A 19,631-nucleotide genomic window follows, 5' to 3' on the forward strand; every position below is an offset into this window, starting at 1 on the left:
TTCGGCTCCCCAACTCCGGCGCGGATGGGAGCAGCATGTCATCAGCGTCCTACCGCCCCGTCATGAGAGACAGCAGAGAGCGCACCGAGCATCGCCAGGGCCGCGGAGTCGATGACGCCCTCGACTGTCGCGAACATCACGACTCACTGGACGAGTGCACATAGGCACGGGCCATCAACGGCGGTGCCCTGGTTCGAGCCGAACTTCCGGGGCGCAACGACGAACGGCCGCAGGAGACGACCACTTCGAGGGCGCATGCCGTCCGACCGTGCAGGGCTTCAGACCGCTTCCCGCAGCCACGTCCTGGCGCGCTCGTCCAACTCCAGCGCCGAGCGGGCACCGCGCGAACGGAACGGTGCCAGGTCCGAGCGCATGGACTGGACCGACTTTCGGGCGCGGGCCGAGCGGATGCCGGTCATCGTGTCCAGCGCCTTGCCCCAGGTGACGCACGCCGCCTCGATCTGCCCTTGCTTCAGCTGGGCGCGGCCCTCGGCTGCGGCCGACAGCGCGGCAATCCGCTGGTGTGCCGTCGAGCCGTACCTCTTCCGAGCACCCGCGTAATGCGCCTCGGCAGCTGCGTGGTCGCCGACTCGGGCGTAGATCTTCGCCGTGTGCGAATCGACCGTGGCGGACGGCGCTCCCCACAAAGAGGCCCACCCCGTCATCTCGCCGATCTCCCCCCGCGCCACCATGTCCCGGACAGCCTCCACCTCGGCGGCTCCGATGACGCCGCCTCTCACGGCGTGCTCGGTGCGGCCCTGGATCTCGCCTGCTACGCCTAGAGGCAGGGCGGCGCCGGCCACGGAGTATGCGGCTGTGGTCAAGAGGGTTCGTCGCTCGATGTCAGCTCTCCCAATCCGCCCCAGCGTCTCCACTGGATCGCCTTCGACGGTAAGCCCCAAGTCGGCCTGGTCGAAATGGTCGTCGGCTGGGGCGAGCCCCCGAGCACCATGGCGTAGCACAGCTGTCGAGGAGTGGCGCGCTACAAATCCCAGTCCATGCCCAGGGTCGTGGTCCGTTGCGGCCTCGGAGGCAGCCAACGCGGTACTGGGCCTGCTGACGCCAGGCGCGGTGAGTGGATGCGTGTTGTGCGGCGTAGGTGGTCATCCGCAGCTCCCGGGCGGCACGCATGGTGGTGTACCCGGGCCACTCCAGCACATCGAGGCCGTATGCGTCGCAGAACTCCTTGTACTCCTGCGCCGACACCGACCCGGTGCTGGTGAACTTCACCGCGTGGATACGAGGTCCCATTCGGGTTGCCCTTGCGAGCAACGCTCGAGGTCCATCAAGAGGGTCTTGCCACTGTCGAACACGCGAGCGACGTTGCCCGCCCAGGCGTCGCCGTGGACCACGCACTCCGGAAGCCCGGCGGGCAGGTCCTGCCATGCGGCTTGGAGGTCGCGGAGGAAGTCTCGCAGCCAATCGCGGTCGTTCTCAGTGAGTGTGTCGGCGACATCGATACGTTGACTGACTCTGGTGAAGGGGTCGAGACGGCCCACCGGGAAAGGCGGCGGGGGCAGAGCATGGAGCTGCCGCAGCAGGGCGGCGACGTCCAGCACCGAGCCGTGCTCGTGCGGCGGCAGTTCCTCCCAGAAGGAGACCGGTCGGCAGCATGCGACGACCATGGCCCGCACCCCTGGGTGGGGCCGCACGACGGGAAGGCCCATGTCCGCCAGCCATCGCGCAAGGCGCAGCTCGCGCTCCGTCTCGGCGCGTTGTCCGGCTTTGGCGACGCGGGCGACGACGCCTCCGGGCAGGCGCCAAATGGCTTTCTCCGCCAGACGTATGGGCTCTGCGCCACTGGCGGACAATCCGAGGGCCGCGCAGGCCGCCGCCAGAGCGATGCGGGTGTCCTCGCTCTGACTGCTCACGCAGGCACGGTAGCGGCGATACGTTCACGCAGTGACACTGCGTTCGAATTCTTGGGATGCTTGGCCGCGAGGCGACCCAGCTCGCGCACGTCGTCCGCCGCTCGTCGGGAGTGCATGTGTCCGACCTCCGACAGCGCTCGGTGTCCGATCTCAGCCGCCTCGTTCGGATCGCCGGTGGCCATGGTCAGTGATGCGAGCTTCGTACGGCTGATCGCGCGAGATCGCGCGTAGTGGTCGTCGTGCCCTTCCACCGCGGTGTTGAGACGGCGGGCCGCGCGAGCCGGATCGTGGCCCAGAACGGCTGGGTCGTACAGCGCGTGGCCGGTGTCGCCATTGTGCTGCGCCATGTCGTAGTAGGCCATCCACGGAGCGTCTTCCCCGGGACGAGCGTGAGCGAAGGCGTCATCGGCTTCGCCGACCGCGCACAGCGTCTGATGGACGTGCCCCATCTTCGCGAACGCGCGGGCGCGCGCCGTGTGCAGCATCGCTCGTTCAGTGGCCGTGAGGCGGTCGGATCGCGCAAGCCCCAGCTCTGCGAATGTCAGCCCCTCGTCGGGCTCGCCGATCCAGATGGCTTGGCGAGCGAGGAGCGAGTACGACTTGGCCCGTAGGTGCCACTCCTTCGCCTCTTCGGCGCAGACGGCCGCGAAGCGGAAGGTCTGTCGCGCGTCGGCGTGCGCGCACGCATCGAAGTGGCTCGCACCGACCACCATGCCGAGGCGGGCGACCGCGACGAAGAGCGCGGAGCGGAGGCCGCCGTGTCGGTCCTGCCCAGATCAGCGCGGCACTTGGCCTGGAGAAGGTCCTCGGCCCACAGCATGGCCGTGGTCGCTGTCTGCCTCACGATGCCGTCGCCACCGGCGAAAAGGCACTGGATCGGATCCAAGACGTATCTTCTCGCCCACGTGAGCGCGCAGGCGATTCTGAGCCCGCTCCGAACGATCGCCGAGCCGATGGACGCGCAGCGGGCGATCGATCGACGTCGAGAGCGGGTGATCCGGGACAGCCTCACGCCCCCTGCGCCAACGAAGGAGCGGTAATCCACGATCGCACCGGGCCGACGCCGGGTCGGACGTGGCCGGGACCCAGGCGTGTTAGCTCCTCGGCGGTCAGCAGGCACACCCGCTGCGGGCTCACCCCGCGCTCGGCCGCGACCGTGGAACGCCGTGCCGGTCGAGGCGGGTCCCGACGGACCGTCCAGCGAGCTGCGTGAGATTCCGCCCAGGAGTCTCCACGGCGGAAATGCTCGGCCCACCTCGTCGCACAGGCGCAGTTGCGCCTCGCTGTCCCGTACGCCCAGGGAGTACTGGTTCTGCACGTCGGCGAGCCGGTCGCCGAGGACGGTGCAGGCCCGGTGGATCTGCTCGACGCTCACATTCGAGATCCCCGCCCTCCTTACAGGCTGAAGCCCCGTCCGCGGCCCGACGCGCAGGCCTACAGGATGCTCCACGCCAGGTCTCCTTCCGACTCCCGCAGGCCTGCGATCCGGCGGCGTACCTCGGCGATCGTTCCCGGCGCGTGGTGGGCCTTGCGGGCGTTCGTAGTGATCATGCGCAGCTCTCGGATGTCGCGGAGCACCGGGTACCCGGACCATGCGGTCACGTCGAAGCCGTAGGTGTCGGCGAAGGACGCGTAGTGCGGTTGGCCGTAGCCGAACCGGCGGCAGTGGACCTCGACCGTGGTCAGGTCCCACTCCGGCTGCCCATAAGCGATCGTGTCCCAGTCGCACAGGACGGTCCGGTTGCGGTCGCGCAGGGCGTTGCGGTGCTGCGGGTCGCCTTGGATCACCGCTTCGGGCAGGACGAAGGCGACGCCGCTCAGGGCATGCTCCAACTGGTCGGCTACGCGGGCGAGAAAGGCGAGGTCGGCGTCGGGAAGCGTGCGGGTCGCGGCAAGGGAGGTGCGAATGGCCGCGATGTTGTCCAGGCGCGGCAGCGGAACCGGGGCCGGGGGCAGCCGGTGCAGCGCTTTGAGGGGCTCGGCGAGATCGGCGGCGGTGATGGAGGCGGCCGTTGGAGGCAGGTAAGTCCAGAAGGTCACCGCATGCCCGTTGACGACCATGGGCTGCTCAGGGCCCGTGTGGAGCGGCACCGTGGGGAAGCCCTGGCTCATCAGCCAGCGTACGAACGCAACCGTGTGCCCCACCTTCACCGGCGGCGTGCCCTTTCGTGCGATCTTGACCACGACAGGTGCACGGCGCAGACGCACGACCGCGTTGGTGTGGCCGCGCAGGAGATCGCTTTCGCTGCTGTCGAGCCCCGCGACCGCGCAGGCCCGCTCCAGGACGTCGTACATCTCGGATTTCTCGAAGCCGCCGTGCAGCGGCGCCGGTGCAGTCATGGGCCAAGGCTGACCGACCGGCGTCCCGAGTGTCACCTCCCTGCTGGCTGTTCCAGGACCTGTCCGAGCTCACGGGCCGCTCGGGCAGACCTCATCGCGGGTGGAAGGACACTGATGACATGCCGCGCCCGCGCACCGAGGATCGGTGTGCGGTGCTGCTCGGGGACTTCCAGATAGGTGACTGCGGCCAGTTGGCACGCCTCGGTGAGGCTGCGGTCCTGGGCCAGGCAGATCGCCTCCTCCAGCCGGAGCAGGGCCGGGTCGATGCCGCCCTCGTCCGGATAGAGACCAAGCGCCTGCCGCTGGACCTGCCGGGCCTGGCGATTGCGACCGAGGTAGGTGTAGGTGCCGCTCAGGTAGAGCAGCAATCGGCGCTCGGGGAAGGCGAAGGCATCATCGTCGGCGCCCTGGTCACAGTGCTCGAAGTCCGACCGGGCGCGGTGAATGGCGTGCTCGGCTCCCTTGGCATCTCCCAGTCGTGCGAGAGCACGGGCCTCGGCGGCTGCGGCGAGCACGCTTGTCGCTGTTGGCCGGTTGCGGCAGATCAACCGGGCTTCCCGGGCCAGGGTGACTGCCGATTCCAGGAGCCCGTAGTAGTAAGGCAGCATCGCCGCCTGAGCTCGAACACGAGCGCGCAGCTCGACGTTTCCGCTGTCGTCGGCGGCGGTCGTGGCGGTGGCGTACCACGCGCGGGACTGCCGCAGCTTGCCCAGTTTCATCAACGCGTCGGCCACCAAGGTGGCCAGGAGCGCCGTCATCTCCGACAGCCTCGTCTGGACGGCCGCCGGCTGACGCTCCGTCGCGAGCGCGTGGACCTCCTCCATCTCCGACAAGAGCAGGCTCAGCATCGGTATGGGCGCGGTGAAGATGTACTGGTGGCGGAGCCACAGCATCCGTTCGTCCAGCAGATCGAGTTGGGCTTGGGTGACGGTGGCCCGAGCCAGCGTGCGGTCGACGCTGCGGCGCGCGTCCTCCACCAACCGGTCGAGCGGACCGGTGGTCACGTCCATCTCCGCGCGGAACGGCGCAAGGCCCTGTAAGAAGTGCGGAGCCGCATGATCGCCCTGGTCCACGACCGGGACAGTCTCTGGTGGCTGTTCGTGGTAATCACCGGCCAGACCCAGCCCCTGAGCGTTGGTGCGGTACAGCCGGCACAGCAGGTCGATGGTCTGGATGCGAGGACTGCGTTTCGGATCGGTCTCCCACAGACGCAGTTGGTCCTCATCCAGCCTTGCGGCACCCGAAACGTTCTGGGCCAGGACTCGGTACTGGTCCACGGCGCCACGTAGCGTCCAGCCCCGGGCCAGGCGATGTGCCCGCAGTCTGCTGACTCCGCAACATCGGATGATCGACGCAACGGTCTCCTGGTGCTCCCATCCCTCTGCGGCCGCATGCTCTCGTATCCGCCCTGCACAAGAGGGGCGATGCTGGTGACCTGCCACGTTCACCTCCTCGATGACCCTTGGAAGCCCAGGGTAATGATCCGGGCGACAGTCAGTAACGACAGCCCGTGACCTTTCACTGGATCTGGGGCTGTTTCCGTCGATCCACACGGCTGTGGCCGATTCCGCGTCTTTTCCAGGTTGTTCCGCCGGGTCGGCTCGTCGAACCTGGGCGTCGCAAGTTCAGCGAGGAAGCGCCCCCTCACCGCCGTCCGAAGGCGGCTGTGTCAACCGAAGCGCGTCCGACCGACCCGGCACGGCACGCAGATACCGCCCGGCGTACAGGAAAGGAACATGGATGACCCCCGACCCAGCGCAGGACTGCGTGCTCGCTGTCCCGCCCGCAAACACGGCATCGGACGAGGCGGCTCCCGCACATCGGCCCGGGAAGGCCAATCCGGCCGCGGTCATGTCCTTCATCCTCCACGACCCTGCAACGGTCTCCGCATCCCTTGAAATCCGCAGCGATGCCCGAGCCGCCGGTCGGGCACGCAGGTTCGCAGTGGAGAAGCTCGGCGAGTGGGGATGCGCCGAAATCGAGTACTCGGCCGAGCTCATCTGCAGCGAGTTGGCCACCAACGCCGTCGTGCACGGCCGCACCGGACCGCGTGAGGAGGACGAGAGGATCTGCCTCGTCCTGACTCTGCGGCCGGGCGCTGGGCTCCTGATCCAGGTGGCGGACAACTCCAGCGCCTTGCCCTTACCCCGCGTCACCGGGCCAGAAGCCGTATCCGGCCGCGGGCTTCGACTGGTGGCCGAACTGGCCGATGCGTGGGCCTCATGGCCGAACAGCGGCGGGAGCGGAAAGAGGGTGTGGGTCTACCTTCGCTTGTCGGCGGTCCGGAACGGTGCCCTTCACCACCCGCTCCGGCCGGTGACGGAAGGCCAGCGGACGGCCCGAGCGGGCGCCGCGCACAACGAGCACAGTCATCACCGTGGGAGGAATCGTGATCACTGAAGACCTGACGCAGCCCTCCGAAGCTCTGAGGTACTTCGGTCAGGTGGCCCGGCACTTCCGCAGACGCGCACGACTCACCCACACGGAGTTGGGAGAGAAGCTGCGCTACGCCAGTGCGCTGGTCGGCCATGTGGAGACCGCCACCCGCATTGCCACGGACGAGTACACGCTGCGGCTCGAGGACGTGCTGGACGCGAACGGGCTCCTGGCAGCGGCGCTGCCCATGCTGGAAGCGGAACGGCGCAGAGCCGAGTCGAGGCCGGTGCACGTCTTCGTCGTCGAGGGGTCGGTGGAGAAAATGCCGGAGCCGATGGCGGCGACACTGCTCAGGCTGTTGGCGAAGGGCGCGAACGCCGCCCCGACCGACCGCCGGGCGGACGGGTAGCACCCCCGGAACCGCCTCGGCGGCGAACAGACGGCGGCCCTTCAGCTATTCATATGGCCTCAGACCGCCTGCGGTTCGAACGTCGGCTCCTTGGGACGTCCCGGCGCCCCCTGACCGAGCACGGATGTGGCCACCTGCCGCAGCTCCTCCAGGCCCGAGTCCTCGTCCATCACCGTGTTCAGGCACACCGGCAGGGGCTCCCCTCCTCTGGGCAGGCGCCGCACCAGCTGGGTGAGATACGGGCGGGGACCGATCTCGACGACATGCGTGTAGCCGTCGCACAGCAGTGCCTCGATCGCCTCGCCGAAGCGCACGGCGGCGCTGACGTGCTCGGTCCAGTAGGGCCCGTCCAGAGGTTCCCCGCCGAGACGGCGGCCGAGCATCGTGGAGTAGAACGGAATCCGGGGCACCCTTCCGTGCGACCGGATCGCCACCCGCGCGAACCGGGTGATCATCGGGTACATCAGCGGGGAGTGGAAGCCGTGCGACACCCGGACGGGCACGGTGGTGACGCCCCGCTCCTTCAGCACACCGCCGATACGGTCCAGCGCGAGCAGATCGCCGGACAGGACGGTCTCGCGGGGGCCGTTGTCCGCCCCGATGCCCACCGTGGGTTCGGAGTCGACGAGACGCTGGACCTCGGAGCGCCCGGCGCGGACGGTGAGCATGCCGCCGCCGTCCGGCAGCGACTGCATGAACGCTCCCCGGACCGCCACCAGGCGGGCGGCGTCGTGCAGGGTCAGCGCGCCCGAGACGCAACCGGCGGCGAACTCGCCGATGCTGTAGCCGAGGACCGCGGCCGGCCGGACCCCCAGTTCCTGGAGCGTCTTGGCCAGCGCGTACTGCACGGCGAACAGGCCCGGCTGGGTGAAGCCGGTCCAGTCGACCCGCTCGTCGCCGGCCAGCAGAAGCTCCGCCATGTCCTCGCGGGTGTAGGGCAAGAGCGCCTGCGCGGCCTCGTCCAGGTGCATCCGGTACACCGGCGACTGCCGGTACAGCTTCATGGTCATAGCCGGGTACTGGGCCCCCTGTCCGGTGAACAGGTAGGCGACACGGGCTCCGCGCGCGGCGCTCATTCCCCGCCTCCCGTCCCGGTCGCCGCGCGCTGGGCCGCCTGGGAGGCGACGAAGCGCGCGAGCCCGGCGATCGTGGGGTAGTCCCAGACCACGGTCGGTTCCAGGTAGAAGCCGTACTCGTCCTCGATGTCCCCGAAGAGGCTGAGCGCCGCCACCGAGTCCAGGCCGTACTCGGCGAACGGCACCCGGAGGTCGATCTCGTCCTCCGGCCGCCGCAGATACAGGCTCAAGCGGTTGATCAGCCAGTCACGGAACTCCGCTTCCGTGCGGGTGGGCTGAGGCACGGCCATGTGCGCTCCTTGGAGGGTCGGACGGCTTGGGGCGGGGACGGGGTTCAGCCCTGCCCGCCCAGCGGTGTGTCGTACAGATCGAAGCTGCGGTCGTCGAAGGTGCGGGCGAGCAACTCGTCCCACACCGCCTCCGAGCAGCCGTCGGGGATCGGCGGCAGGGCATGGCCGAGCCGTCCGGCGATCCGCCGCAGGGCGGCGACGAGCCAGGCGGGCTCGGACAGGAACGGGGTGGCGGCCTCGTCGCGCTGTCCGCGCCAGACGCCCAGGCAGGCGGACGCGGCCAGTAGGAGCGCGTACCGGTCGGCGAGGCCGTACACCCGCGGGTCGGCGAGCACGGTGCGGTCCTGCGGGGCGAGTGCGGCGCACTCCTCCCGGAGGGCGCGCAGTTCACCGGTGAACCCGCGGACCAGGGTGCGCAGCGCATCGGTGTACTCGCCCGCGTCGGTGGAGGTCTCGGCCGCCTCCGCCGCGGCGAGCAGCGAGGCGGCGAGGGAGTCGCCGCCGCTGACCAGGGCGAGGCGGTCGGTGTCGAGCGGCGGCAGATCGTCATGGACCCCGAACAGCGCCTCGGGGGCCTGCGGGCCGCTGAACCACGAGCGCCTGGCCAGCCGCGGCAGTTGCGGGATGACCGTGGCCTGGCAGGCGGCGGCGCCGGAGTGGCCGAGGGTGGCCACGGGAAGGTCGCGCACATGCTTTTGGAAGGCGCCGTACTCTCCCTGCCGGACATAGAAGTTGGCGCCGAGGACCACGGACATCTCGTATGTGGCCTCGCCGAGGAGCTTGGGCACCAGGTACTTGGTGGAGGAGGCGATGACCGCGGCCTCCTCGGGGAGCACATGCACGGCCCGGGTGGCGGCCAGGGCCATGCAGTCCCCGACCAGCAGGTCCAGGAAGGCACCGGTCAGCGTCGCGCGGGCGTGCGGGATCTCGCGCACGGACCGTCCGTAGAGCTGGCGGTCCACGGCGAAGCCGACCACGGTCCGCAGCGCGGTGTCGGCGTTGCCCAGCACCATGGAGGGCACGCAGCTGCGGGTGAGCTGGAACGAGCGCAGGGCCAGTTCGACCCCGCCGCCCTCGGTGCCGACGACCGCGTCGCCGGGCAGCGGGCAGTCGGTGAACTCCACTCCCCCGATGAGGCATCCGCGCATCCCGGCGGTGGCGAAGCGGGGCAGATAGCCGATGCGGTCGGCGGGGACGGCGGCCTTGTCGACCAGGAGGACGGAGTGGCTGCGGCTGCCGGGGGCGGTGTTGGTGCGGGCGAACAGCACGAGTGCCTCGGCCCGCTCCACGTTGTTGATCACCTCCTTGCGGCCGTTGAGGAGGTAGCCGCCGTCCTGCGGCAGCGCGCTGAACTCATTGCGGACGAGGTCGTTGCCGTGGGCGAGTTCGTGGAACGCCACAGCGAGCCGCCCGCCGCCGAGCAGGAGTTCGGCGGTGCGGCGCTTCTGCTCGTCGGTGCCCCCCGCCCACACGCTCACCGAGGCGAGCAGGGAGGTGGCTCCGTACCCGAGGCCGAGGGAGGCATCACGGCGGAACACCCCTCGCAGCACCCGGCCGAGCGTGTCCACGCGGTCCAGCCGCCCACCGAGGGCACGCGGGACGAACTCCGCGTTGAGGCCGAACTCCGTGAGCATCACCTCGGCCTCGGCGATCAGTTCCGCCCGTTCGTCGGCGGCGAGGACGGCTGCGTGGCCGAACGGGTTCTCCGGGTCCCGGGGGTCGCCGAGGCGGCTCTCCAGCTCGTCGACGCGGGCCCGGACCTCGGCCTCGGCCGCGCCGACGGGCGGGTCGGCCTCACTCGCGTCGGCGGCGCTGCTGTGCCCGGATGACGGGTAGAGCGACGTGTCGTTCAGCATGGTGGTCCCTCGGCTGTCCGGCAGGGCAGGAGCGAGAAGAGGTCCCCCTCCTCGTACTGCGCGTTGAGGTGCGCGAGCATGCGGTCGAAGAGTTCGTCGGGAGGAGTCGGGCGGGTGCCGGACAGACCGGGGGCACCGCCCGCGGCCAGCCGGTCCAGCAGCCTGGTCAGGGCGGCGTGCAGCCACAGCCCGTCGCGCCACAGGCCGCCGGTGCGCCCGGCCCCGGCGGCCTCGTGGTTGTGCCGCCACAGCCCGATGCACGCGGCTCCGGCGAAGCACAGGGCGTAGGCCTGGGCGTCGGCGAAGGACTCCTCGCCGGCGCCCGCGATGGTCTCGGCGCGGTCCCGGAACCGGTCGTGCAGCTGCTCGGTGACGTCGGTGAGGCGGCGGGCGCACTCGGCGGCCCCGGCGAGCGCGGGGTTGTCGCGCGCGGCCTCGGCCAGCTCGGCGGCGGCCTCGGGCATTGTTCCCAGGACGGTGCTGCCGTGGCGGGAGAGAAGGCTCAGCCGCCCGGGGTCCAGCGCGGGAAGCCCGCGCCGCAGGTCGTACAGCGGCTCGAGGTCGGCGCGGTGGGGCTGCCGACGCAGGAAGTTCCTGGCCAGGGAGCGGAACTGGGCGACGAGCTGGTACTGGTTGACCAGCGTGTTGCCGTCGAAGATGCCCACGATCCGGTGGTCGCGCTCGACCTTCTGGAACATCCCGTGCGCGTAGTGGTCCGCGAGGAACGAGCGGGCTCCGAGCACCGAGCCCAGCCTGGCGACGGCCCGGTCGACGGTGCTGGGCACCAGGTACTTGGCGACGGCGGCGGTGACGCTCAGCTCACCGGTCAGCGCCTGGATGCTGCGGGCCGAGACGATGCTGACGGCCTCGGCGGTGAGCAGGTCGGCGTAGCTCTCCGCCAGGACACCGCGGGTCAGGGGCAGTTCGGTGAGCCGCTTGCCGTACAGCTCGCGCTCCCGGGCGAACCGCAGGGTCAGCCGCATGGCGTGGTCCGCCGCGCCGAGGGAGAGCGCGGGGCAGAGGGTCCGGGTGATCTGCAGGGCCTTCAGCAGCAGTTCGCTGCCGCAGCCCTCGTCGCCCAGGAGCGAGAGCCGGTCCACGGGAGCGCCGTCGAGGACGATGCCGCTGATGTCCGCGCCCCTGATACCGAGGGTGGGCACCTTGGGCGAGCAGCGGTACGTCCCGGCGGGCAGGGTCTCCTTGTCCACGAGCAGGAGGCTGAAGCCGCGGGGGCCGCCGACCGGCGAGGTCCGGGCGAGCACGCACAGCAGGCGGCCCCTGGTCGCGTTGTTGATCAGCCACTTCTCACCGCTGACGCGGTAGTGGCCGTTCCTGGGCTCGGCGGTGAGCTCACCGGCCATCAGGTCGCTGCCGTGCGAGCGTTCGGTCAGCCCGAGGCAGACCTGGGCGCCCGAGCGGATGAGCCCGCCCAGCCGCAGCGCGGTCGCCGGGTCCCCGGCGACCCAGGCGCACACCGAGCCGAGGAAGGTCTTGCCGTGCCCGATCGCGACGGTGAGGTCGCGGCGGGCCATCGTCCGGATGAGGCCGAGCAGTTCCTCGTAGCTGGTGAGCGCGCCGCCGTACTCGGCGGGCACGTAGTAGTCGGCCAGCCCCCAGGCGTTGAGCTCTGCGCACACCCGCTCGGGGAATGCCTCCCTGACGTCGTGGTCCACGGCGTCCTGGTAGGAGAAGACGCTGTCCGGGTCGTGCGGATCGCCGAGGTGGTGGTCGAGGCGCTCGGCGAGTTCGAGTGGTGCGTACCTCAGTGCGTTGCGTGTCTCGGCCTCTTGGATCGCTGTCATCTACCCGTCCCTCACTGCCGCGTAGGTCGCAGCTTCGGGTTGCCCGTGGCGTTCGGAGCGTGCGGGCCGGGGCTAAAGCGCGCCTAGAAGAGCTCTGGGAGCTTTTCCAGTGGTCCCAGGTCATGGAGCAGGAATCGCTCCAGGTCGGTCAGCGGGACGTCGGAGCGCAGCCGCTCGGGGTGGCCGATCGGCGGACCGCTGCCCTCGACGGCGCGCGAGGGCGTGTGCACCCAGTGGGTGCCGAACGAGATGAGTCCCTCGACCAGATTCCGCAGGAAGCGATCGAGGAGTCCCCATCCGGTGGGGCGTCGCATAAGCGTTTCTCCTGTTCCGTGCCCGCTCGCGGTACGGGCACGGCCCATACGGTGGGCAGCCGCGCTCGAGTCTCGATATAGCGCCGCCCTGCCGCGGCCTACCGGGGGCTCAGGGCGCAGCCGAGTGCGGACGCGGGCGCCGGAGGCGGAAACGGCGCCGCCTTCCGCACAGGAACGTGCGCAATCCCACGGAAGATCAGTACGGTCGGGGGACCCGCCCTCCCGAGGAGCACTGGCCGCCATGACCGCACAACGCCGCCGCCCACCCACCGTCCTGGCCATGGCGGACGAGGTGCGCTCGGCCCTGCTGGACGCCGAGGCGCTGGACCGGCTGGCCGGCGCCGCCGAGACCGCTCCCGGCGCGGCGGTCACCGACTTCGCCGACCCCCGGTACGCCGCCGCGCTCGCCCGTGCCGAGGTCCTGCTGACCTGCTGGGGCTGCCCTCCGCTGGACGAGGCGGCGCTGGAGCGCATGCCGGAGCTCAGGGCCGTGGTCCACGCGGCGGGCTCGGTCAAGGGCCTGGTCACCGAGGCCTGCTGGCGGCGCGGCATCGCCGTGTCCACCGCGGCCTCGGCCAACGCCGTGCCGGTGGCCGAGTACACGGTCGCGGCGATCCTGTTCGCCGGGAAGCGGGTGCTGCCCACGGCCCATACCTACGCGCGCGAGCGCGGTGGGTGGGGCTTCGAGGTGCTCGGCGGCCCGCACCGGGGCAACTACGGGCGGGTCGTGGGCGTCGTCGGGGCCTCCCGGATCGGCCGCCTGGTCGTCGAGCGGCTGCGCCCCTTCGACTTCCACGTCCTGCTCCATGACCCCTGTATCGGTGCGAAGGAAGCCGCCGGGCTCGGCGTGGAGGCGGTCGGTCCGGACGAGCTGGCCGCCCGCAGCGATGTGGTGACCCTGCACGCGCCCGCGCTGCCGCAGACCCGGCACCTCTTCGACCGCCGTCGTCTGGCCCTGCTGCGGGACGGCGCCACGCTGATCAACACCGCCCGTGGCTCGCTGGTCGACACCGCTGCGCTGACCGAGGAGCTGGTCCATGGCCGGATCGACGCGGTGCTCGACGTCACCGACCCCGAGCCGCTGCCCGGGGACTCCCCGCTGTACGGCCTGCCGAACGTTCTGCTGACCCCGCATGTGGCCGGGTCGCTGGGCAATGAGCTGGGCCGCCTGGCGCACGCCGCCCTCGCGGAGCTGGAGCGGTACGCGGCCGGGCTGCCGTTCGAGGAGCCGGTGGAGCGGGGGGCGCTGGACCGCTCGGCCTGAGCAGGAGGCGGGGGGCGGGGACGAGGGGCGGGGAAGAGGGGCGGGACGAGGGGCGAGGGAGGGGGCGGAAGGCGCGCCTCGGGCCCGGCGCCGGGCAGGCACGGCCCGGCAGGCACGGCCCGGCTCGCGCAAACGCCGCGGCGCGGCCCACCTCGACGGTGGACCGCGCCGCGTGGCCGGCCTCGTACGGCCGCCCGGTTGCCGCTTACTTGGTCACGAACAGGTAGTCGGCCTGGTAGGGCACTCCCACCTTGGGGTGCGTGTACGGGTCGCAGGTACCGGCCGGGGCGACACCGCCGACGGTGTTGAGCCGGAGGATCTCAGCGGTCTTCGACAGCAGGCCCGACTTCTTGCCGGACTGGTTGGCCAGCAGGTCGAGCTCCGGGATGTTGTCGGTGCCGTTGGGGGTCTTGGTGACGAGCGTGCCGGTCACGGCGGAGCCGTCGGGCGCCTTCCACTGCGGCGGCCCGGCGTTCGGGTGGACGAAGGAGTGGGCGATGCCGCGGTCCAGCTTGGCGCTCACGTTGTTCTGGGTGAACTTGTACGAGCCGTCGGACTGCTTGGTGCAGGCGTAGATCTGCTTGCCCTTGACGACGGACGCCTGGAAGCTGCCCAGCGCCTTGTTGATGGCGACGGGCTCGGTCAGCTTGTGCAGCTGGCCCCGCACGGCGCCGCCGGGGAACTCACCCGTGTGCAGGTTGAAGTAGAAGCTGCTCGGGTCGTTGATGATGTCCTTGAGCAGGTGGGCATCGTTGACGGTGACGCTGCCGGTCACCGAGTTCAGGCTGTCGGGCAGCTTCTCGTGGAAGAAGTCGATCTTGACCGGGCCGTTGGCGCCCTTCTTGCCCTGGTGGATGTGGGCATTGGTGGGCGCCTTGATGCCCTTCCACTGGATGGCGAACGAGACCTTGTTGCCCTGGATCTTCACGAACTCGATCGCGCGGCCGTCCTTGTCCCCCGTGGCCGGGCCGCCGGGGACGGGCACCTCGTTGGCGCCCGTGAGGCTGCCCGCGAAGTACCACGCCTTGGCGTACGCCGGAGCGGTGGAGTGGCCCTGGCTGTGGGCCGACACCGGCGAGACGGCGAGGGTCAGCCCCGCTCCCGCGATTGCCGCGACTACTCCGACGGCCCTGGCCGTGCGGCGCCCCGTGGTCATGTTCATTTCGAGTTCCCTCCCGGTGGAGCCGGCGCTCCCTGCGCCGACTTCTCGGGCTTTGGTACGCACCGGACCGTCTGGGCGACTCGACAGGAAATTGGGGGCTACATCACAGCGATGCGGTTGAACCGGGGACCTCGCGGGTGCGTCTGCGTTTGACCGCTTCCGCCACACTTCTGGCATGCCCGCGCCACATCAAGCAGGAGCCTGCTGTATTCGGCCACTCGGACCAAGGGCATGGCCGAAAAATTTCCTTCCTCAGCGTTGAGTCCCCTCGCCATTGGACCCGTAGTGATAGGTGCGAGCTCTTGCCCTGTCCACCCACGAACACCAAGGGGAGTCGGCCATGCACAAGACCACGCGCATCAGCCTGCTCGCCGTGTCCGGGGGCGCCGCGCTCGCGACAGGCAACGCACCCTCGGGGGCATGCCCCTCCACCGCTTCTCCATGGACATCACGCCCGGGGACGCCATTGACCAGGGGGTCGACGGCGTGTGGTTCGTGAGCAGTCCCCAGGGCAAGAAGGCCCATCCATCCCCCCTGAGCCAGGACTACGGGACCAATGACGGGACCACGGCCGACAGCGGCTCCAGCGGCGACACGGGCACCGACTCCAGCGAAACCGACGCGACCTATGACAGCGGCTACGACTACGGACCCGACTCGGGCCCCGGCGCCGGCCACCCGGCCGGCCCCTCCACCCGTTACTGATCCAATGGTCAGTAAAACCTTCAGTGTTCCTTCTCACAACCCTACTTGCCATCGATTGTCCAGAGCTTCTCTCGACCGGGAGGTACGGGTGCGCAAGGATGCCGCCGTGACCAACGACCATCCTTCGAGGAGCCGGGACTCGGAATCCGCCGCAGGATCCGGCCCACGGCACCGCGCGGCACCGGACGAGGAGCTGATGCGGGCGCTCTACCGCGAACACGCGGGTCCGCTGCTCGCATACGTACTCAGGCTGGTAGCGGGCGACCGGCACCGCGCGGAAGACGTGGTCCAGGAGACGCTGCTGCGGGCCTGGAAGAACGTCGACCAGCTCAACCGTGCCACGGGGTCCATACGCCCGTGGCTGGTGACGGTCGCGCGCCGGATCGTGATCGACAGCCACCGGAGCCGGCTCGCCCGGCCCAAGGAGGTCGACGCGACTCCCCTGGAAGTCATGCCGGCCGAGGACGAGATCGACAAAGCGCTATGGCTCATGACCATCACAGACGCGCTCGACGACCTGACCGACGCCCACCGGGAGGTGCTCGTTGCCACCTACCTCAAGGGACGTACGGTGAACGAGGCGGCCACAGCGCTCGGCATACCCGCCGGAACCGTGAGGTCGCGCATCTTCTACGCACTGCGGTCCCTGAAGCTCGCACTGGAGGAAAGGGGGGTGACGGCATGACGTCCCATGGGCAGGACCAGCATGTCGACGTCGGAGCTTACGTCCTCGGTGTCCTCGACGACTCGGACGCCGTCGTGTTCGAGGAGCACCTGAACTCGTGCGCGCGGTGCTCCCAGGAGTTCGACTCGCTCGTGGGCCTGGGATCCATCCTCTCCGAGTTCTCGGCCTCGGCGCCCACCGCCGAGACGCTGACCGCACGCCCCAGCCAGGGCATGCTCGACCGGCTCGTGGACGAGGTCGCGGTCAAGCGCCGCACGCAGCGTCAGCGCCGTCTGTACCTGGTGGCGGCCGCGGCCGCGCTGATCGTCGGCGGACCGCTGGCGGTGGGCACGCTCAGCGCCTCGGACGTTCACGGCGGCAGTGCTGAACTGGCGGAATTCCACAAGAGCCCGGCGAAGTTCTTCTTCGACACGATGAAGGAGAACGGGACCAGCGGCACCGACCCGCAGACCAAGGTCCAGGCCACCGTCAAGACGGAGCCGAAGGACTGGGGCACGCACGTCGTCATGCAGATCGGCAATGTCAGGGGGCCGTTCAAGTGCGATCTGATCGCCGTCTCCAAGAACGGCGAGAAGCAGACGGTCACGACGTGGACGGTCGGGAAGTGGGGTTACGGCATCAAGAAGCCGACCGACCCCAGGGACAACAAGCAGCCGCTCTACATGCACGGCGGGGCCGCCATGTCCCCCCAGGACATCGACCACTTCGAGGTCAACACCCTGGACGGCAAGCACCTGGTCAGCGTCAAGGCATAGCGGCGGGCGAGGCGGGACCCGGGTGACGACAGACACCCGGGTCCCTTTGACGTGCTCTCACGCGTGGGCCGCAGGGCTCACGGCCGCACGTCGAAGTCCACGCCCAGCCGGAGGTCGGCGTACGAGCGTCCCACCTCGACGCGGTAGGGGCCGGGGACGGTGCGCCAGCCGTCGTCCCAGATCCGGGCGCACCGCAGCGGGACCGTGACGGTCGCCTCGGCGCTCTCGCCGGGCTCGGCGGTCACGGCCGCGAAGCCCGCCAGCACCCGCCGGGGCCGGTTCTCGTCACCCTCCGCCGGGGCCAGATACACCTGGACGACCTCGCGCCCGACCCGCCGCCCGGTGTTGCGCACCCGGACGGTCACGGTGCCCAGTGCCTCCGCCTCGGCCCCCTGCGCCTCGTCCGCCTCTTCTTCGGCCCCCTGCGCCTCGTCCACCTCCGCCTCGTCCCCCTCGGCCTTGTCCCCCTTGTACGGGGCCCAACTCGCCGACTCGTACTCCCACGCGGTGTAGCCGAGCCCGTGCCCGAACCAGAACGCCGGAGCCGTCCCACCGCGCTCCCAGGCCCGGTACCCGATGAACACGCCCTCGTCATAGGGGAGTTCGCCGTCCACCGGCTCGGTCGACAGGACCGGGCAGTCCTCCATGCGCACCGGCCAGGTGGTGGGCAGCCGTCCACCGGGCTCCGCCTCGCCGAGCAGGACGTCGGCGAGCGCGGCGCCGCACTCCTGGCCGGGGAACCAGCCGAGCAGTACCGACGGCACCTCGTCCAGCCACGGCATCTCCACCGGCGAACCGGAGTTGACGACCACGACCGTGCGCGGGTTGACGGCTGCGACCCGGGCGACGAGTTCGTCCTGGCGTCCGGGGAGCTTCAGCGAGGTGCGGTCGTGGCCCTCGCTCTCGACAGTGCTGGTGGTGGCCACAACAACCACGGCCGCGTCCGCCTCACGGGCCGCCGCGACCGCCTCCTCGATCGCGGTCTCCGGATCCCTCTCGGGCTCGGCATGGGCGAGGGAGAAGCACACGAAGGGGATGGGGAAGTCCGCGGGGACGACCGTGTGGTGCAAAGAGACCTCCACCGGCTCGCCCGCGACGAGGTCGATCGGCAGTTCCTCCGGCGGGTAGGCGTGCAGCGCGGAGAGCGGGTCCTCGAGCAGGGGGGCCTGGTCGCCGTCGTAGAGGGTCTTGCCCGCCACCGTCAGCCGGAACGGGCCCACTCCCCCGACACCGAAGCGGTGCGGGCCGCCGACGGCGGGAGTGAACGTCCCCACCGTCTCCACGCTGTCCAACTCCTCGTACGCCGGCCCCTCGGGAAGCTCGCCCAGCCACTGCACCAGACCGTTCGGCAGCGGCACCTCGGCCAGCACCCTGCCCTCCTCGTCCCTGCAGATCGCCCTGAGCTGGAAACCCCGTTCGGCCGGAGGCAGTTCGGTGGACGGATCGGCGCCGACGCGGTGGGTCAGCCGGACGGAATCGGGCAGGGCGGCTCGCAGACCGTCCAGCGGGGAGACGACATGGTCGGGGAAGACCGTCGCCGAGCCCCCGCCCATCACCCGGGCGTCCCGCGCGGCCGCGCCGATCAGGGCCACACTGCCCAGCTCCGCCGGGTCCAGCGGCAGTGCCCCGCCCTCGTTGCGGACCAGGACGAACGAGCGGACCGCCACCTCACGGGCAACGGCGGAGCCGCTCTGCTCGGGCGGCAGGTCCCGGACCGCGGCCGGCACGTCCTCGAGAGCGCCCACCCGAGCGGCCAGGCGCAGCACCCGCCTCACCGCGTCGTCCACGACCCGTTCGTCCACCGCCCCTTCGCGTACGGCCTGCGCCAGTGCCTCGCCGTAGACGGTGAGCGGCCCCGGCATCGCCACGTCGAGACCGCCGTTGGCGGCGGCCACCGTGTCGCGGGCGGCGGTCCAGTCGGAGACGATGAATCCGTCGAAGCCCCACTCACCGCGCAGCACACCGTTGTTGAGTTCGGCGTGCTCGGTCATGGTGGGGCCGTTGACGCGGTTGTAGGCGTCCATGACGCCCCAGGCGCCGGCCCGCCGGACCACGGCCTCGAACGGGGCGAGGTAGAGCTCGCGCAGGGTGCGTGCCGTGGCGCGCACGTCGACGCTCATCCGGTCGGTCTCGGAGTCGTTGGCCACGTAGTGCTTGACGGTGGTGGCGACCCCTCCCTCCTGTACACCGGTGATGTAGCCGACGGCGATCTCCGAGGTGAGCAGCGGGTCCTCGGAGTAGCACTCGAAGTGCCGTCCGCCCAGCGGGGTCCTGTGCAGGTTGACCGTGGGCGCCAGCAGGACGTGGACGCCCTTGCGGCGCGCCTCCTGGGCGAGCAGGTGCCCCACCCGGCGGGCGAGGCCGGGATCCCAGGCGGCGGCGAGGGCCGTGGGGCTGGGCAGCGCCACGGACGGGTCGTCAGGGGTCCAGCGCAGGCCGCGTACGCCGATGGGGCCGTCGGACATGACCACCGACGCCAGTCCGATCCGGGGCTCCGCGGGAAGTGACCACATGTCCCGGCCGGACAGGATGCGGGTCTTGGCGTCCAGGTCGAGCTCGGCCAGGCGTGCGGTGACGGCCTCTTCGACGGCTGCCCGCGCGGCTGCGCGTCGATCCGCGGCCGGGTCCGCGGCCGGGTCCGCGGCCCTGTCTTCGGCCGCGGCTTCTGCTGGGGTGCCGGCTGGGGTGCCGGCTGGGGTAACGGCTGCGTTCCGCGCCATGGTGGG

The 19,631-nt window shown here is 70.6% G+C and carries 18 protein-coding genes; 6 read left to right on the plus strand and 12 right to left on the minus strand.

Annotated features, from left to right (window positions below; genetic code table 11):
* Positions 1 to 278: 278 nt before the first annotated feature.
* The 5 genes from IEY86_RS15260 to IEY86_RS15280 all read right to left on the minus strand — a co-directional run bounded on the left by IEY86_RS15260 (position 279) and on the right by IEY86_RS15280 (position 5,653).
* The gene (locus IEY86_RS15260; protein WP_189132226.1) at positions 279 to 824 is read right to left on the minus strand and encodes an NsdA family TPR-like regulatory protein; all 546 of its coding nucleotides are present in this window, start codon (positions 822 to 824) and stop codon (positions 279 to 281) included.
* A gap of 402 nt (positions 825 to 1,226) precedes the next feature.
* Positions 1,227 to 1,871 carry a phosphotransferase gene (locus IEY86_RS15265; RefSeq protein WP_265804515.1) on the minus strand — a complete coding sequence of 215 codons (645 nt, stop codon included), beginning with the start codon at positions 1,869 to 1,871 and terminating at the stop codon, positions 1,227 to 1,229.
* Positions 1,868 to 2,584, minus strand: a complete 717-nt coding sequence (locus IEY86_RS15270) for an NsdA family TPR-like regulatory protein (protein ID WP_189132227.1) — start codon at positions 2,582 to 2,584, stop codon at positions 1,868 to 1,870. Before IEY86_RS15270 ends, IEY86_RS15265 begins: the two co-directional genes overlap by 4 nt.
* A gap of 721 nt (positions 2,585 to 3,305) precedes the next feature.
* Entirely contained in the window at positions 3,306 to 4,211 is a 906-nt protein-coding gene (locus IEY86_RS15275) for an aminoglycoside phosphotransferase family protein (RefSeq protein WP_189132228.1), read from the minus strand.
* A gap of 32 nt (positions 4,212 to 4,243) precedes the next feature.
* Positions 4,244 to 5,653, minus strand: coding sequence for an NsdA family TPR-like regulatory protein (locus IEY86_RS15280; protein WP_189132229.1), 1,410 nt, complete (start codon positions 5,651 to 5,653; stop codon positions 4,244 to 4,246).
* 409 nt (positions 5,654 to 6,062) lie between these two features.
* Between IEY86_RS15280 and IEY86_RS15285 the strand changes: the two genes are divergently transcribed.
* A complete protein-coding gene (locus tag IEY86_RS15285) occupies positions 6,063 to 6,611 on the plus strand; it encodes an ATP-binding protein (protein ID WP_189132230.1) in 549 nt (182 codons plus the stop codon).
* Entirely contained in the window at positions 6,601 to 6,996 is a 396-nt protein-coding gene (locus IEY86_RS15290; RefSeq protein WP_189132231.1) for a helix-turn-helix domain-containing protein, read from the plus strand. The genes IEY86_RS15285 and IEY86_RS15290 overlap by 11 nt, the downstream gene beginning before the upstream one ends.
* A 59-nt stretch (positions 6,997 to 7,055) precedes the next feature.
* Here the strand turns inward: IEY86_RS15290 and IEY86_RS15295 are convergent, their stop codons facing one another.
* The 5 genes from IEY86_RS15295 to IEY86_RS15315 form a co-directional block, all read right to left on the minus strand.
* On the minus strand, positions 7,056 to 8,072 hold the full coding sequence (locus IEY86_RS15295; RefSeq protein WP_189132232.1) for an acyltransferase domain-containing protein: 1,017 nt from the start codon (positions 8,070 to 8,072) through the stop codon (positions 7,056 to 7,058).
* Positions 8,069 to 8,362 (minus strand): acyl carrier protein, encoded by a 294-nt coding sequence (locus tag IEY86_RS15300; RefSeq protein WP_189132233.1) that lies wholly within the window; start codon positions 8,360 to 8,362, stop codon positions 8,069 to 8,071. The genes IEY86_RS15295 and IEY86_RS15300 overlap by 4 nt, the downstream gene beginning before the upstream one ends.
* A gap of 44 nt (positions 8,363 to 8,406) precedes the next feature.
* Complete coding sequence (locus IEY86_RS15305; RefSeq protein WP_189132234.1) at positions 8,407 to 10,218, minus strand: acyl-CoA dehydrogenase family protein; 1,812 nt, start codon at positions 10,216 to 10,218, stop codon at positions 8,407 to 8,409.
* Positions 10,212 to 12,020, minus strand: coding sequence for an acyl-CoA dehydrogenase family protein (locus IEY86_RS15310; protein ID WP_189132235.1), 1,809 nt, complete (start codon positions 12,018 to 12,020; stop codon positions 10,212 to 10,214). Before IEY86_RS15310 ends, IEY86_RS15305 begins: the two co-directional genes overlap by 7 nt.
* 83 nt (positions 12,021 to 12,103) lie before the next feature.
* Positions 12,104 to 12,334: a DUF6059 family protein gene (locus tag IEY86_RS15315; protein WP_189132236.1), complete on the minus strand. Its 231-nt coding sequence runs from the start codon at positions 12,332 to 12,334 to the stop codon at positions 12,104 to 12,106.
* 241 nt (positions 12,335 to 12,575) lie between these two features.
* Here IEY86_RS15315 and IEY86_RS15320 point away from each other — a divergent pair, with 241 nt between their 5' ends.
* On the plus strand, positions 12,576 to 13,598 hold the full coding sequence (locus tag IEY86_RS15320; protein WP_189132237.1) for a hydroxyacid dehydrogenase: 1,023 nt from the start codon (positions 12,576 to 12,578) through the stop codon (positions 13,596 to 13,598).
* A 205-nt stretch (positions 13,599 to 13,803) separates the two neighbouring features.
* Here IEY86_RS15320 and IEY86_RS15325 read toward each other — a convergent pair whose 3' ends face one another.
* Positions 13,804 to 14,760 (minus strand): CHRD domain-containing protein, encoded by a 957-nt coding sequence (locus tag IEY86_RS15325; RefSeq protein ID WP_189132238.1) that lies wholly within the window; start codon positions 14,758 to 14,760, stop codon positions 13,804 to 13,806.
* Between the two features lie 420 nt (positions 14,761 to 15,180).
* On the opposite strand from IEY86_RS15325, the gene IEY86_RS15330 reads away from it, so the two are divergent.
* The 3 genes from IEY86_RS15330 (at position 15,181) to IEY86_RS15340 (ending at position 16,905) form a co-directional block, all read left to right on the plus strand.
* Positions 15,181 to 15,465: a hypothetical protein gene (locus IEY86_RS15330; protein WP_189132239.1), complete on the plus strand. Its 285-nt coding sequence runs from the start codon at positions 15,181 to 15,183 to the stop codon at positions 15,463 to 15,465.
* Positions 15,466 to 15,553: 88 nt separating this feature from the next.
* Positions 15,554 to 16,150 carry a sigma-70 family RNA polymerase sigma factor gene (locus IEY86_RS15335; RefSeq protein WP_229698464.1) on the plus strand — a complete coding sequence of 199 codons (597 nt, stop codon included), beginning with the start codon at positions 15,554 to 15,556 and terminating at the stop codon, positions 16,148 to 16,150.
* Positions 16,147 to 16,905 (plus strand): zf-HC2 domain-containing protein, encoded by a 759-nt coding sequence (locus tag IEY86_RS15340; protein WP_189132241.1) that lies wholly within the window; start codon positions 16,147 to 16,149, stop codon positions 16,903 to 16,905. The genes IEY86_RS15335 and IEY86_RS15340 overlap by 4 nt, the downstream gene beginning before the upstream one ends.
* 77 nt (positions 16,906 to 16,982) lie before the next feature.
* On the opposite strand, the gene IEY86_RS15345 is transcribed toward IEY86_RS15340, so the two are convergent.
* Positions 16,983 to 19,625, minus strand: a complete 2,643-nt coding sequence (locus tag IEY86_RS15345; protein ID WP_189132242.1) for a beta-glucosidase family protein — start codon at positions 19,623 to 19,625, stop codon at positions 16,983 to 16,985.
* Positions 19,626 to 19,631 lie beyond the last annotated feature (6 nt).

The sequence above is a fragment of the Wenjunlia tyrosinilytica genome, assembly GCF_014646055.1.
Taxonomy (GTDB): domain Bacteria; phylum Actinomycetota; class Actinomycetes; order Streptomycetales; family Streptomycetaceae; genus Wenjunlia; species Wenjunlia tyrosinilytica.

What these genes read in the sequence shown, in the direction of transcription:
- IEY86_RS15270 (WP_189132227.1), bottom strand. Translation starts at nt 2,584, where the DNA reads ATGGTGGTCGGTGCGAGCCACTTCGATGCGTGCGCGCACGCCGACGCG.
- IEY86_RS15275 (WP_189132228.1), bottom strand. Translation starts at nt 4,211, where the DNA reads ATGACTGCACCGGCGCCGCTGCACGGCGGCTTCGAGAAATCCGAGATG.
- IEY86_RS15285 (WP_189132230.1), top strand. Translation starts at nt 6,063, where the DNA reads ATGTCCTTCATCCTCCACGACCCTGCAACGGTCTCCGCATCCCTTGAA.
- IEY86_RS15295 (WP_189132232.1), bottom strand. Translation starts at nt 8,072, where the DNA reads ATGAGCGCCGCGCGCGGAGCCCGTGTCGCCTACCTGTTCACCGGACAG.
- IEY86_RS15300 (WP_189132233.1), bottom strand. Translation starts at nt 8,362, where the DNA reads ATGGCCGTGCCTCAGCCCACCCGCACGGAAGCGGAGTTCCGTGACTGG.
- IEY86_RS15305 (WP_189132234.1), bottom strand. Translation starts at nt 10,218, where the DNA reads ATGCTGAACGACACGTCGCTCTACCCGTCATCCGGGCACAGCAGCGCC.
- IEY86_RS15310 (WP_189132235.1), bottom strand. Translation starts at nt 12,020, where the DNA reads ATGACAGCGATCCAAGAGGCCGAGACACGCAACGCACTGAGGTACGCA.
- IEY86_RS15315 (WP_189132236.1), bottom strand. Translation starts at nt 12,334, where the DNA reads ATGCGACGCCCCACCGGATGGGGACTCCTCGATCGCTTCCTGCGGAAT.
- IEY86_RS15320 (WP_189132237.1), top strand. Translation starts at nt 12,576, where the DNA reads ATGACCGCACAACGCCGCCGCCCACCCACCGTCCTGGCCATGGCGGAC.
- IEY86_RS15325 (WP_189132238.1), bottom strand. Translation starts at nt 14,760, where the DNA reads ATGAACATGACCACGGGGCGCCGCACGGCCAGGGCCGTCGGAGTAGTC.
- IEY86_RS15330 (WP_189132239.1), top strand. Translation starts at nt 15,181, where the DNA reads ATGCCCCTCCACCGCTTCTCCATGGACATCACGCCCGGGGACGCCATT.
- IEY86_RS15340 (WP_189132241.1), top strand. Translation starts at nt 16,147, where the DNA reads ATGACGTCCCATGGGCAGGACCAGCATGTCGACGTCGGAGCTTACGTC.
- IEY86_RS15345 (WP_189132242.1), bottom strand. Translation starts at nt 19,625, where the DNA reads ATGGCGCGGAACGCAGCCGTTACCCCAGCCGGCACCCCAGCCGGCACC.